10 protein-coding genes are annotated in these 14044 nt (G+C 74.5%); all 10 read left to right on the forward strand.

The annotated features are described in order from the left end of the window. Positions 1-10: 10 nt before the first annotated feature. The 10 genes from AB3388_RS11720 (at position 11) to gltB (ending at position 14016) form a co-directional block, all read left to right on the forward strand. On the forward strand, positions 11-1666 hold the full coding sequence (locus AB3388_RS11720; RefSeq protein ID WP_495410949.1) for an FAD-binding dehydrogenase: 1656 nt from the start codon (positions 11-13) through the stop codon (positions 1664-1666). Beyond that, positions 1666-2331: a hypothetical protein gene (locus AB3388_RS11725; protein WP_495410950.1), complete on the forward strand. Its 666-nt coding sequence runs from the start codon at positions 1666-1668 to the stop codon at positions 2329-2331. Before AB3388_RS11720 ends, AB3388_RS11725 begins: the two co-directional genes overlap by 1 nt. A 47-nt stretch (positions 2332-2378) precedes the next feature. Then, complete coding sequence (gene hisI / locus AB3388_RS11730; RefSeq protein WP_495410951.1) at positions 2379-2750, forward strand: phosphoribosyl-AMP cyclohydrolase; 372 nt, start codon at positions 2379-2381, stop codon at positions 2748-2750. Continuing rightward, the gene (locus AB3388_RS11735) at positions 2747-4246 is read left to right on the forward strand and encodes an anthranilate synthase component I (RefSeq protein ID WP_495410952.1); all 1500 of its coding nucleotides are present in this window, start codon (positions 2747-2749) and stop codon (positions 4244-4246) included. The genes hisI and AB3388_RS11735 overlap by 4 nt, the downstream gene beginning before the upstream one ends. Then, positions 4243-4881 (forward strand): Trp biosynthesis-associated membrane protein, encoded by a 639-nt coding sequence (locus AB3388_RS11740; RefSeq protein WP_495410953.1) that lies wholly within the window; start codon positions 4243-4245, stop codon positions 4879-4881. Before AB3388_RS11735 ends, AB3388_RS11740 begins: the two co-directional genes overlap by 4 nt. Before the next feature lie 161 nt (positions 4882-5042). Beyond that, positions 5043-5876 (forward strand): indole-3-glycerol phosphate synthase TrpC, encoded by an 834-nt coding sequence (gene trpC, locus AB3388_RS11745; RefSeq protein ID WP_495410954.1) that lies wholly within the window; start codon positions 5043-5045, stop codon positions 5874-5876. Between the two features lie 44 nt (positions 5877-5920). After that, complete coding sequence (trpB, locus tag AB3388_RS11750) at positions 5921-7270, forward strand: tryptophan synthase subunit beta (protein ID WP_495410955.1); 1350 nt, start codon at positions 5921-5923, stop codon at positions 7268-7270. Continuing rightward, positions 7267-8076, forward strand: a complete 810-nt coding sequence (gene trpA / locus AB3388_RS11755; RefSeq protein WP_495410956.1) for a tryptophan synthase subunit alpha — start codon at positions 7267-7269, stop codon at positions 8074-8076. The genes trpB and trpA overlap by 4 nt, the downstream gene beginning before the upstream one ends. Further along, positions 8073-9041 (forward strand): prolipoprotein diacylglyceryl transferase, encoded by a 969-nt coding sequence (lgt, locus tag AB3388_RS11760; RefSeq protein ID WP_495410957.1) that lies wholly within the window; start codon positions 8073-8075, stop codon positions 9039-9041. The genes trpA and lgt overlap by 4 nt, the downstream gene beginning before the upstream one ends. A 307-nt stretch (positions 9042-9348) precedes the next feature. Beyond that, positions 9349-14016, forward strand: a complete 4668-nt coding sequence (gene gltB / locus AB3388_RS11765; RefSeq protein WP_495410958.1) for a glutamate synthase large subunit — start codon at positions 9349-9351, stop codon at positions 14014-14016. The last annotated feature ends 28 nt before the right edge of the window (positions 14017-14044 follow it).

Genomic DNA, 14044 nt, shown 5'->3' on the forward strand with positions numbered 1-14044 from the left:
CGTCGCGGTCGTGACAGCGCAGACCGACGTCGTCGTCGTGGGAGCCGGCCTCGCCGGGCTGGTGGCCGCCGCCGAACTGGCCGACGCCGGCAAGCGGGTGGTCCTGCTCGACCAGGAGCCGGAGGGCTCGCTCGGCGGGCAGGCCTGGTGGTCGTTCGGGGGACTGTTCCTCGTCGACTCGCCGGAGCAGCGCCGGCTGCGGGTCCGGGACTCCCTCGAGCTGGCCCGCCAGGACTGGTTCGGCACCGCGGGCTTCGACCGCGCGGAGGACCACTGGCCGCGGCAGTGGGCCGAGGCCTACCTGCAGTTCGCGGCGGGGGAGAAGCGGGCCTGGCTCAAGGAGCAGGGCATCGGGTTCTTCCCGATCGTCGGCTGGGCCGAGCGCGGCGGCTACACCGCCACGGGCGCCGGCAACTCGGTGCCCCGGTTCCACATCGTCTGGGGCACCGGGCCCGGGGTCGTGGCGCCGTTCGCCCGCCGCGTGCGGGCCGCCGCAGAGGAGGGCCGGCTGCAGCTGCTCTTCCGCCACCGGGTCGACGAGCTGGTGGTCACCGGCGGCGCGGTCACCGGCGTCCGCGGGCACGTCCTGGAGCCCAGTGACGTGGCGCGGGGCGAGGCCAGCTCCCGGGTGGAGGTCGAGCCGTTCGAGATCGCCGCGCAGGCCGTCGTCGTCACCGCCGGCGGCATCGGCGGCAACCACGAGCTGGTGCGCAGGAACTGGCCGGCGCGCCTCGGTCAGCCGCCGCGGCGGCTGCTCTCCGGCGTCCCGGCGCACGTCGACGGCCGGATGCTCGAGGCCACCGAGGCCGCCGGCGCCAGCGTGGTCAACCGCGACCGCATGTGGCACTACACCGAGGGCGTGGCCAACCACTCGCCGGTCTGGGACAAGCACGGCATCCGGATCCTGCCGGGGCCGTCCTCGCTGTGGCTGGACGCGACCGGCCAGCGGCTGCCGGTGCCGCTGTTCCCCGGCTTCGACACCCTCGGCACGCTCGCCCACATCGGGCGGACCGGCCACGAGCACACCTGGTTCGTCGCCACCCACCGCATCGTCGGCAAGGAGTTCGCGCTCTCCGGCTCCGAGCAGAACCCCGACCTCACCAACCGGGACCTGAGGCTGCTGCTCAAGCGGGCGCGGGTCGAGGTGGCCCCGCCCGTGCAGGCCTTCCTCGACCGCGGCGAGGACTTCGTCGTCGCCCGCACGCTGCCGGAGCTGGTCGAGGGGATGAACCGGATCACCGGCGGCGAGCCGGCGCTGGACCTCGCCACCGTCGAGGCCGAGGTGGTGGCCAGGGACCGGGAGATCGCCAACCCGTTCACCAAGGACCTGCAGGTCACCGCGATCCGCGGCGCGCGCTCCTACCTCGGCGACAAGCTCATCCGGGTGGCGCCGCCGCACCGGCTGCTCGACCCCGACGCCGGCCCGCTGGTCGCCGTCCGGCTGAACCTGCTCACCCGCAAGACGCTCGGCGGGCTGGAGACCGACCTGTCCGGCCGCGTGCTGCGCCCCGGCGGCGAGGTGTTCGCCGGGCTGTACGCGGCCGGGGAGGTCGCGGGCTTCGGCGGCGGCGGCATGCACGGCTACCGCTCGCTGGAGGGCACCTTCCTGGGCGGCTGCCTGTTCTCGGGCCGGACCGCCGGGCGCGCCCTGGCAGCGGCGCTCTGATGGGCGGTCCGAGCCCCTGGGCCGACCCGGACTCGCCCACCGAGCCGGGGGCGCCCTACGGCGGCCCGCCGGCGACCGCGCCGGCCCACCCGGCGCCGGGCTACGGGACGGTGCCCGGCTACGGGACGGCGCCGGCCTACGGCTACCCGTACGGCTACCCGCCGCCCTGGCCCGTGGTGCCGCCGCGCGCGAAGAGGCCGGGCCAGGTCATCGCGGCCGCGGTCCTCGCCTTCGTCCAGGGCGGGCTGGTCCTGCTCTCCTCGTTCTACGTGGCCTTCCTCGCCTCGGTCGCCGGGTTCGCCGTCGGCGCGGACCCGTCGGCGGCGCCGGACGAGGTGGGCGCGCTGGCCACCGAGGGCGTCGTCCTCGGGATCGTCCAGGTGGCCTCGGCCGTGCTGCTCATCGTCGGCGGGGTGATGGCGCTCAACACCCGCAGACGGCGGGCGCTGGTCGTGCTCGTCGCCGGCTTCGCGGTGCAGGTGCTGCTCTGCCTCTACTGGGCGGTCCGGCTCAGCGCGCTCGCCGACGAGATCCCCGGCGCCGACCCCACGAGCGCGTTCCTCGCCTTCACCCTGCTGTTCGCCGCCAGCCCGGTGGTCGGCCTCGGGCTGGTGCTGCTGGGCTCCGGGCGGCGCTGGTTCGACCCGGCGGCGGCGCCGGCCTGAGCGGCCCGGGCACCCGCGCCCGACCCGGTCCGGGGAGAATCGGCGGCATGTCCGCCGTCCCGCCCGTCGAGTCCGCCCTGGACCCCGGCGTCGCCGCGCTGCTGCGCCGCGACCCCGCGGGTCTGGTCGCCGCCGTCGTCCAGCAGCACGACACCGGCGAGGTGCTCATGCTCGCCTGGATGGACGACGAGGCGCTGCACCGCACCCTGACCACCGGGCGGGCGACCTACTGGTCGCGCAGCCGCGGCGAGTACTGGGTGAAGGGTGAGACCTCCGGGCACCGGCAGTGGGTCCGCGACGTGCGGCTGGACTGCGACGGCGACGCGCTGCTCGTCCTCGTCGACCAGGAGGGGCCGGCCTGCCACACCGGCGAGCGGACCTGCTTCCACCGGCCGCTTCCGGCGGAGGTGGCGGCGTGAGGCTCGGCGTCACCAGTCCCTCCCGGGAGGACTTCGCGCGGCTCGACCAGCCGGTCGTGCCGGTCACCCGGCGGCTGCTGGCCGACGGCGAGACCGCCGTGGGCATCTACCGCAAGCTCGCCGCCGGCCGCCCCGGCACCGTGCTGCTGGAGTCGGCCGAGCAGGGCAAGCAGTGGTCGCGGTTCAGCTTCGTCGGCGTGCGCAGCGCCGGCGTGCTCACCGAGCGGGACGGCGCCGCGCAGTGGCTGGGGGAGCCGATCCCCGGGCTCACCGACGACCTGCCGGCCGACCCGCTGGCCGCCGTCCACGCGCTGGCGCGGGCGCTGCGCTCGCCGCGGACCGAGGAGCTGCCGCCGCTCACCGGTGGGCTGGTGGGCTACCTCGGCTACGACGTCGTCCGGCGGCTCGAGCGGCTGCCGGTGCGCAGCGCCGACGACCTCGGCATGCCGGAGCTGGCGATGATGCTGGTGACCGACCTCGCCGTCCTCGACCACCACGACGGCACGGTGCTGCTCATCGCCAACGCGCTGGACCGCTCGCCGGCCGCCTACGACGACGCGCTGACCCGGCTCGACGCCATGGCCGCCGACCTGACCAAGGCCGCGCCCGCATCGGTCGCCGTCCTCGAGACCGCCGACGCGCCGCCGGTCGAGAGCAACATGGCGCCGGGGGTCTTCGAGGACGGCGTCGAGCGGATCCGCGAGCACATCCGGGCCGGGGACGCCTTCCAGGTCGTGCTCGCCCAGCGCTTCGAGCTGGCGACCGACGTCGACGCCCTCGACCTGTACCGGGTGCTGCGCACCAGCAACCCGTCGCCGTACATGTACCTGCTGCGCTTCGAGGGGCGGGAGACGCCGTTCGACGTCGTGGGCTCCTCGCCGGAGGCGCTGGTGACGGTGACCGGCTCGTCGGCGGTCGTCCACCCGCCGGCCGGGACCCGGCCGCGCGGGGCGACCCCCGAGGAGGACCTCAAGCTCGCCGACGACCTGCTCGCCGACCCCAAGGAGCGCGCCGAGCACGTCATGCTCGTCGACCTGGCGCGCAACGACCTGGGCCGGGTCTGCGTCCCGGGCTCGGTCGAGGTGCCCGACTTCATGCGGATCGAGCACTACAGCCACGTCATGCACCTGGTCTCCACCGTCTCCGGGCAGGTGGACCCCGGCCGCGACGCCCTCGACGTCTTCGACGCCACCTTCCCGGCGGGCACCGTCTCCGGGGCGCCCAAGCCGCGGGCGATGGAGATCATCGAGTCGCTGGAGCCCACCCGCCGGGCGCTCTACGCCGGCACCGTCGGCTACCTCGACGCCGGCGGCGACATGGACATGGCGATCGCCATCCGCACCGCGGTGCTGCACCAGGGCCGGGCGTACGTGCAGGCCGGCGCCGGGGTCGTGGCCGACAGCGACCCGGCGACCGAGGAGGCCGAGACGCGGCACAAGGCCCGGGCGGTGCTCTCGGCGATCGCGACGGCGGAGGGCCTCCGGGAGATCCGGTGAATGTCAGACGCCAGCTGACGACGGCGGTCCTGGGGGCCGCGGTCGCAGGCGGGCTGGCGCTGTTCGCCGCCGGCCAGCGCTGGGCGGAGGTGACCGTCGACCGGTCGCCGCCGCTGCCGCCCGTCGGCGGGGCGCTGACCGGCTCGGCCGCGGCGCCGCTGGTCCCGGCGATGGGGCTGCTGCTGCTCGCCGCGGCCGTCGCGCTGGTCGCCGTCCGCGGGGCCGCCCGGGTCGGCATCGGCCTGGTGCTCGCCGTCGCGGGCGGGGTGCTGGCCTGGTCGGGGATCGGCGCGCTCGGCGGGCGGCTCGACGTCGCCGCCGCCGGGCTGCCGGTGCCCGGGGACGCGCTCGCGGACGCCCGCACCGACCTCGCGCCCGCCTGGCCGGTCGTCGTCCTGGCCGCCGGCCTGCTCGCCGCGGGCGCCGGGGTCCTCGTCGTCCTCCGGGGGCGCGCGTGGCCCGCGATGGGACGGCGCTACGAGCGCCCCGGCGCGCCCGCAGCGCGACGCCCGGCGCGCGAGCGCACGGAGGAGGAGCGCGCGACGGACGCCTGGCGGGCGCTGGACCGCGGTGTCGACCCGACCGCGGACTCGTCGGAGCACCATGCCGACGCGCCCGGCTCCGGGACGCAATAGCAGGTCGGCGGGCAGGCCGCAGCCCCGCCCCGGGGGCGGGGCGGTCCCGGACCCCTTCTAGAGTGAGTCCACCGATCCGGCTGGTGAGGGGACGTACCCGTGCAGAGTTCGAGAAACCCCGGAGGCGTGTGCGCAAGCCCACACCGCCGCACGGTGGCGTCGTGACGCACTCGCCGGGCCACAACGGCAACGTGCTGGACTCGATCGTCGCCGGCGTCCGCGAGGACGTCGCCGCGCGCGAGGCGCTCACCCCGCTGGCGGCGGTCATGGCCGCCGCCCGCGACGCCCGCCCGGCGCTCGACGCCCTGGCCGCGCTGCGCGCCCCCGGCGTGGGCGTCATCGCCGAGGTGAAGCGGCAGAGCCCGTCGAAGGGCGCCCTCGCCGACATCCCGGACCCCGCCGAGCTGGCCCGCCAGTACGAGGCCGGGGGCGCGCGGGTCATCAGCGTGCTCACCGAGCGCCGCCGCTTCGGCGGGTCGCAGGCCGACCTCGACGCCGTCCGCGCCGCGGTCGACGTCCCGGTCCTGTGCAAGGACTTCGTGGTCTCCAGCTACCAGGTGCACGAGGCCCGCGCGCACGGCGCCGACGTCGTCCTGCTGATCGTCGCCGCACTGGAGCAGAACGCCCTGCTCGGCCTGCTCGAGCGGGTCGAGTCGCTCGGCATGACCGCGCTGGTCGAGGTGCACACCGAGGCCGAGGCCGACCGCGCGCTCGCCGCCGGCGCCTCGGTGATCGGCGTCAACGCCCGCGACCTGACCACCCTGCAGGTCGACCGGTCGACGTTCGAGCGGATCGCGCCCGGGCTGCCCTCCGGCGTGGTCAAGGTGGCCGAGTCCGGTGTCCGCGGGCCGCACGACCTGATCAGCTACGCGGCCGCCGGCGCCGACGCCGTCCTGGTGGGGGAGGGGCTGGTGACCGCCGGCGACGCCCGCCAGGCGGTCGCCGACCTGGTCACCGCCGGCTCGCACCCGGCGACCCCGCGCACCGCTCGCTGACCCCCCTGCGCGGAAAAGTCCTCCCGGCGCGGGAGACTAGGGGCATGACGACCGGCTCGCTGCACCCGCCCGAGGACCGACTCGTGCCGGCGCGCCCGAGCTGGCCGGACGAGACCGGGCATTTCGGGATCTTCGGCGGCCGGTTCGTGCCCGAGGCGCTGATCGCCGCGCTCGACGAGCTGACCGAGGCCTACGAGGCCATGCGGGTCGACCCCGCCTTCCTCGCCGAGTTCGACCGGCTGCAGCGCGACTACACCGGGCGGCCGAGCCCGATCACCGAGGTGCCCAAGTTCGCCGAGCACGCCGGCGGCGCCCGCGTGCTGCTCAAGCGCGAGGACCTCAACCACACCGGCTCGCACAAGATCAACAACGTGCTGGGCCAGGCGCTGCTCACGAAGCGGATCGGCAAGACCCGGGTCATCGCCGAGACCGGTGCAGGCCAGCACGGCGTCGCAACGGCGACCGCGGCCGCGCTGATGGGCCTGTCCTGCACGATCTACATGGGCGAGGAGGACACCCGCCGCCAGGCGCTCAACGTGGCCCGGATGCGGCTGCTCGGCGCCGAGGTCATCCCGGTCGCCACCGGCTCGCGCACCCTCAAGGACGCGATCAACGAGGCGTTCCGCGACTGGGTCACCAACGTCGAGACGACGAACTACGTCTTCGGCACCGTCGCCGGCCCGCACCCGTTCCCGGCGATGGTCCGCGACTTCCAGCGGGTCATCGGCGACGAGGCGCGCACCCAGGTGCTCGAGCGGGAGGGCCGGCTGCCCGACGCCGTCCTGGCCTGCGTCGGCGGCGGCTCGAACGCGATCGGCATCTTCACCGCGTTCGTGCCCGACGGGGGTGTGCGGCTGGTCGGCCTGGAGGCCGGCGGGGACGGCGTCGACACCGGCCGGCACGCCGCGACGATCACCGGTGGGACGCCGGGCGTGCTGCACGGCGCCCGCTCGTACCTGCTGCAGGACGAGAACGGGCAGACGATCGAGTCGCACTCGATCAGCGCCGGCCTGGACTACCCGGGCGTGGGCCCCGAGCACTCCTACCTGCACGACATCGGCCGGGCCGAGTACCGCGCGGTCACCGACGCCGAGGCGATGGAGGCGTTCGCGCTGCTCTGCCGCACCGAGGGCATCATCCCGGCGATCGAGTCGGCGCACGCTCTCGCCGGGACACTGGTCCTCGGCCGCGAGCTGGGCCCGGACGCGCTGCTGCTGGTCAACCTCTCCGGCCGCGGGGACAAGGACGTCGAGACCGCCTCGACGTGGTTCGGCCTGGGCGACCACGACGACGCCGCCCCGGGCCCCGGTCTGGACACCGACCAGCAGCCCACCGAGGGTGCCGTGAGCAACGACGAGGCCGTCGCCGGCCCGGACGCGGGAGAGGAACTGTGAGTCAACTGGCGGACGTCCTCGCCAAGGCGAAGGCGGAGGACCGGGCGGCGCTGGTCGCCTACGTGCCGGTCGGCTACCCCAGCGTGCCGGGCTCGATCGCGGCGATGGTGGCCGCCGTCGAGAACGGCGCCGACGTCGTCGAGGTCGGCATCCCCTACAGCGACCCGGGCATGGACGGGCCGGTGATCCAGCAGGCGGTGGACGTCGCCGTCCGTGCCGGGGTGGGCATGCGCGACGTGCTGCAGGCCGTCGAGGCGGTGGCCGCCGCCGGCGCCGTCCCGGTGCCGATGAGCTACTGGAACCCCATCGAGCGCTACGGCGTCGACCGGTTCGCCCGCGACCTGGCCGCCGCCGGGGGAGGGGGCGCGATCACGCCCGACCTCATCCCCGAGGAGGCGGCGGAGTGGATCGCCGCCTCCGGCCAGCACGACCTGGACCGCGTCTTCCTGGTGGCGCCGTCGTCGACCGAGGCCCGGCTGCGCTCCACCACGGCCGCCTGCCGCGGGTTCGTCTACGCCGCCTCCACCATGGGCGTCACCGGCACCCGGGCCACGGTGGGCGACGCCGCCGAGCGGTTGGTCGCCCGCACCCGCGCCGCGGCGCCCGACCTCGCCGTCTGCGTCGGCCTCGGCGTCTCCAACGGCGACCAGGCCGCCGAGGTGGCCGGGTTCGCCGACGGGGTCATCGTGGGCTCGGCGTTCGTCCGCGTGCTGCTGGACGCCGACGACGAGCCGGCCGCCGCCGCGGCCGCGGGCCGGCTGGCCGCCGAGCTCGCCGAGGGCGTTCGCCGGCGGGGCACGTCGTGACCCTCGCGTCCATCCCGAGCCCGGCGCAGGGCGTGTGGCAGCTCGGGCCGCTGCCCGTGCGGGCCTACGCGCTGTGCATCATCGCCGGGATCGTCGTCTGCTGCTGGATCAGCGAGAAGCGCTGGGTGGCCCGCGGCGGCGCACCCGGCGACGTGCTCGACATCGCCGTGTGGGCGGTGCCGTTCGGCATCGCCGGCGGCCGGCTCTACCACGTGATCACCACGCCCGAGCCCTACTTCGGGGCGGGCGGGGAGCCGCTGAAGGCCTTCGCCATCTGGGAGGGCGGCCTCGGCATCTGGGGCGCGATCGCGCTCGGCGGCGTGGGCGCCTGGATCGGCTGCCGGCGCCGCAAGATCCCGTTGCCCGCCTTCGCCGACGCCATCGCCCCGGGCATCCTCGTCGCCCAGGCGATCGGCCGGCTCGGGAACTGGTTCAACCAGGAGCTCTACGGCAGCCCGACCGATCTGCCGTGGGCGCTGCAGATCGACCCCGAGCACCGGGTGGCCGGCTACCTCGACGTGGCCACCTACCACCCGACGTTCCTCTACGAGCTGGTGTGGAACCTGATCGCCGCGGCGCTGGTGATCTGGGCCGATCGCCGGTTCCGGCTCAGCCACGGGCGGGCGTTCGCGCTCTACGTGGCGCTGTACTGCCTGGGCCGGGGCTGGATCGAGATGCTGCGCATCGACACCGCGGAGCACTTCTTCGGCCTGCGGCTCAACGTCTTCACCTCGATCGTCGTCGGCCTGCTGGCCGTCGCCTACCTCGTCTGGCAGCGCGGCCGGCCGCGTGAGGTGATCACCCGGGGCGCGACGAAGACCACATCCGGCCGCGGGCGCCCCGCGACCGCGGAGAAGGACCGTGCCGGCGCCGTCGAGGGCGCCGCGGACCCGGCGGCGCCGGTCCGGGGACGAGCCCCTGACCAGGGCAAACAGGCCGACCGTCCGAGGGACGCGCCCGGCTGACCGGGACGCGCCGCGGCCGACGTTCGAGCGCACGAGTCTTGTGTTACGGCTGTGTACCCTTCTGCCCAGACCCACCAGCGATCCTGGGCGGGTCGGACCTCGTCGGAACCGGGCCAGCGCCGCCCCGAGGACGACAGCCCAGCGGACACCAGCCCGGTGGGCTCGGGAGCGCAGCCACCCGGGTGGGTACGTAGTCCCCCGGGGCGCCGTGCTCGCCCTGCCGTCCATCACCCTTTTGAGACCACCCGGCCCCTGCCCGCGAACCGCCCCTCCGAGGGCGCGGGCGCCAGCCGACGACGGGAGTGACATGTCCGACCTCACCGCCCCCGCCACGACGCGCTCGTCCGGGCAGGCCGTCCCCTTCTCCGCCGTGCCGCCGGCCTCCGGCCTGTACGACCCGGCGAACGACAAGGACGCCTGCGGTGTCGCCTTCGTCGCCGACGCCAAGGGACGCCGTTCGCGGGCGATCGTCGCCGCCGGGCTCACCGCGCTGCACAACCTCGACCACCGCGGCGCCGCGGGCTCCGAGCCGAACTCCGGTGACGGCGCCGGGATCCTGACCCAGATCCCCGACGCGCTGCTGCGCGCCAACGTGGACTTCGACCTGCCCCCGCTCGGGGAGTACGCCGTCGGCGTGGCCTTCCTGCCCACCGACGAGGCCGAGCGCGCCCAGCGGGTCGAGGACGTCGCCCGGCTGGCCGGCGAGGAGGGGCTGACCGTCCTCGGCTGGCGCGAGCTGCCCGTCGACCCCGAGGGTGCCGACGTCGGCCCCACGGCGCTGGCCGTGATGCCGCACTTCGCCCAGCTGTTCGTCGCCGAGAGCATGTCGGCGCGCGCCGACGAGAAGGCCTTCGGCGGCGCGGTGACCTGCAACGGGGTGACCCGCCTGGAGCGGCGCGCCTTCGTGCTGCGCAAGCGGGCCGAGCGGTCCGCGCGGGAAGCGGGCAGCTCCCTGTACCTCGCCTCGCTGTCCTCGCGCACCATCACCTACAAGGGCATGCTGACCACCGACCAGCTGCCGGCGTTCTTCCCCGACCTGCGCGACGAGCGGTACGAGTCGGCGATCGCCCTGGTGCACAGCCGTTTCTCGACCAACACCTTCCCGAGCTGGCCGCTGGCGCACCCGTTCCGGGTGATCGCGCACAACGGCGAGATCAACACCATCAAGGGCAACCGCAACCGCATGCGGGCCCGCGAGGCGATGCTCGAGACCGAGCTGTTCGACGCCCCCGAGGGCAGCCCGGCCGCCGAGCTCGGCCTCGAGCGGATCTTCCCGGTCACCGCCGGCGACTTCAGCGACTCGGCGACCTTCGACGAGGTGCTCGAGCTGCTGCACCTGTCGGGCCGCACGCTGCCGCACGCGGTGCTGATGATGATCCCGGAGGCGTGGGAGAACCACGAGGAGATGGACCCGGAGCGCCGGGCCTTCTACCGGTTCCACTCCTCGATCATGGAGCCGTGGGACGGGCCCGCCGCGGTCGCGTTCACCGACGGCACGCTCATCGGCGCCGTCCTCGACCGCAACGGGCTGCGCCCGGGCCGCTGGTGGCACACCCGCGACGACCTCGTCGTCCTGGCCAGCGAGGTCGGCGTCCTCGACATCCCGGCCGCCGACGTCGTCGCCAAGGGCCGGCTGCAGCCGGGCCGGATGTTCCTCGTCGACACCGCCGCCGGGCGGATCATCTCCGACGAGGAGGTCAAGGGTGACCTGGCCGCCGCGCAGCCCTACGACGACTGGCTGCACGCCGGCCTGGTGCAGCTGCCCTCGCTGCCCGAGCGGCGCCGGGCCCGGCCCAGCCACGAGTCCGTCGTCCGCCGCCAGCTGGTGTTCGGCTACACCGAGGAGGAGCTGCGCGTCCTGCTGACGCCGATGGCGTCCTCCGGCGCGGAGCCGATCGGCTCGATGGGCACCGACACCCCGGTCGCGGCGCTGTCGGACCGCTCCCGGCTGCTCTACGACTACTTCGGCCAGCTGTTCGCCCAGGTGACCAACCCGCCGCTGGACGCCATCCGCGAGGAGCTGGTGACCAGCCTCGGGCGCACCTTCGGCCCGGAGCAGAACCTGCTGCAGGCCGTCCCGGCCTCGTGCCGGCAGGTGTTCCTGCCGTACCCGATCATCGACAACGACGAGCTGGCAAAGATCCTGCACATCGACGACGACGGGGACCTGCCTGGCTTCGCCGCCGTCCGGATCACCGGCCACTTCGACGTCAACGGCGGCGGCCCGGCCCTCGCCCAGGCGATCGAGGGCCTGCGGACCAAGGTCAGCAAGGCGATCGCGGCCGGGGCGCGGGTGATCGTGCTCTCCGACCGCGACGCCGACGAGCGCCGCGCGCCGATCCCGTCGCTGCTCATGACCGCCGCGGTGCACCACCACCTGATCCGGGAGAAGACCCGGATGAAGGTCGGCCTGGTCGTGGAGTCCGGCGACTGCCGCGAGGTGCACCACGTCGCGCTGCTGCTCGGCTTCGGCGCCGCCGCGGTCAACCCGTACCTGGCCTTCGAGAGCGTCGAGGACCTGATCCGCGACGGCTCGCTGATCGGCGTGGAGCCGGCCCAGGCCGTCCGCAACATGATCAAGGCCATGGGCAAGGGCGTCCTGAAGGTCATGAGCAAGATGGGCATCAGCACCGTCGGCTCGTACACGATGGCGCAGATCTTCGAGGCGGTCGGCCTGTCGCAGGAGGTCGTCGACGAGTACTTCACCGGCACCTCCTCGCCCCTCGGCGGCGTCGGCATCGACGTCCTCGCCGAGGAGGTGGCCATGCGCCACCGCCGCGCCTACCCGCCGAACCCCAGCGAGCGGGCGCACCGCCGGCTGGAGACCGGCGGCGAGTACCAGTGGCGCCGCGAGGGCGAGGTGCACCTGTTCAACCCCGAGACGGTGTTCCTGCTCCAGCACGCCACCCGCTCGCGGCAGTACGAGGTGTTCCAGCGCTACACCGACACCGTCGACCGGCTCTCGCACGAGGCCGCGACGCTGCGCGGCCTGTTCGACATCAGGAAGGGCGAGCGCCCGCCGGTGCCGATCGAGGAGGTCGAGCCGGTCAGCGAGATCGTCAAGCGGTTCTCCACGGGCGCGATGAGCTACGGCTCCATCTCGCAGGAGGCCCACGAGACGCTGGCCATCGCGATGAACCGGATCGGCGGCAAGTCGAACACCGGTGAGGGCGGCGAGGACCCCGGCCGCTTCACGGCCGACCCGAACGGCGACCTGCGCCGGTCGGCGATCAAGCAGGTGGCCAGCGGGCGCTTCGGCGTCACCAGCGAGTACCTGGTCAACGCCGATGACATCCAGATCAAGATGGCGCAGGGTGCCAAGCCCGGCGAGGGCGGCCAGCTGCCCGGCCAGAAGGTCTACCCCTGGGTGGCGCGCACCCGGCACTCGACGCCGGGCGTCGGGCTGATCAGTCCGCCGCCGCACCACGACATCTACTCGATCGAGGACCTCAAGCAGCTCATCCACGACCTGAAGAACGCCAACAACGAGGCGCGGGTCCACGTCAAGCTGGTCTCCGAGGTCGGGGTCGGCACGGTCGCGGCGGGCGTGAGCAAGGCGCACGCCGACGTCGTCCTGATCTCCGGGCACGACGGCGGTACCGGCGCCGCGCCGCTGACCTCGCTGAAGCACGCCGGTTCGCCGTGGGAGCTCGGCCTGGCCGAGACCCAGCAGACGCTGCTGGCCAACGGCCTGCGCGACCGGATCGTCGTGCAGTGCGACGGGCAGATGAAGACCGGCCGCGACGTGCTCATCGCGGCGCTGCTCGGGGCGGAGGAGTTCGGCTTCGCGACCGCGCCGCTGGTGGTCTCCGGCTGCATCATGATGCGGGTCTGCCACCTCGACACCTGCCCGGTCGGCGTGGCCACGCAGAACCCGGAGCTGCGCAAGCGGTTCACCGGGCGCCCGGAGTTCGTGGTCACCTTCTTCGAGTTCCTGGCCGAGCAGGTCCGCTCGTACCTGGCCGAGCTGGGCTTCCGCTCGCTGGACGAGGCGATCGGGCACGCCGAGCTGCTGGACACCCGCGCCGCGGTGGACCACTGGAAGGCCGCCGGCCTCGACCTGTCGCCGATCCTGGTGGTCCCGGAGCTGCCCGAGGGGGCGCCGCTGCACCGGGTGCGCACCCAGGACCACGGCCTCGACGTCGCGCTGGACCAGACGCTGATCCAGCTGTGCGAGGGCGCGCTGCTCGACGCGCGGCCGGTGAGCCTCGAGCTGCCGGTGCGCAACGTCAACCGGACCGTCGGCACGATGCTCGGCTCGATGGTGACCCGCCGCTTCGGCGGTGAGGGGCTGCCCGACGGCACGATCGACCTGACCTTCACCGGGTCGGCCGGCCAGAGCTTCGGCGCCTTCCTGCCCAGCGGCATCACCATGCGGCTGTTCGGCGACGCCAACGACTACGTCGGCAAGGGCCTCTCCGGCGGGCGGATCGTCGTCCGCCCGGCGCTGGAGGCGACCTTCGCCGCCGAGGACAACGTCGTCGCCGGCAACGTCATCGGCTACGGCGCGACAGGGGGCGAGATCTTCCTGCGCGGCCGGGTCGGCGAGCGGTTCTGCGTGCGCAACTCCGGCGCGCTGGCGGTCGTCGAGGGCGTGGGCGACCACGCGCTCGAGTACATGACCGGCGGCCGCGCCGTGATCCTCGGCCCGACCGGCCGCAACGTCGCCGCGGGCATGTCGGGCGGCATCGCCTACGTGCTCGACCTCGCCCGGCACCGGGTCAACACCGAGATGGTGGACGTCGACCCGCTGGACGGCGAGGCGGCGCAGTGGCTGCGCGACGTGCTCGTGCGCTACTCCGAGGACACCGAGTCGCCGGTCGCGGCGGCGCTGCTGGCCGACTGGGGCCGCTGGGCCGAGCAGTTCAGCGTGATCATGCCGCGCGACTACCGGCGGGCGCTGGAGGCCCAGCGGATGGCCGAGGCCAACGGTACGGATGTGGATCTTGCTCTGATGGAGGCGGCTCGTGGCTGAGCCGCGTCGCGAATTCTTGGACTACGGA

This window comes from Geodermatophilus sp. SMS 5-13 (assembly GCF_059428245.1).

Coding starts and splice junctions, on each gene's coding strand:
- AB3388_RS11725 (WP_495410950.1), top strand. CDS start 1,666: ATGGGCGGTCCGAGCCCCTGGGCCGACCCGGACTCGCCCACCGAGCCG.
- hisI (WP_495410951.1), top strand. CDS start 2,379: ATGTCCGCCGTCCCGCCCGTCGAGTCCGCCCTGGACCCCGGCGTCGCC.
- trpB (WP_495410955.1), top strand. CDS start 5,921: ATGACGACCGGCTCGCTGCACCCGCCCGAGGACCGACTCGTGCCGGCG.
- gltB (WP_495410958.1), top strand. CDS start 9,349: ATGTCCGACCTCACCGCCCCCGCCACGACGCGCTCGTCCGGGCAGGCC.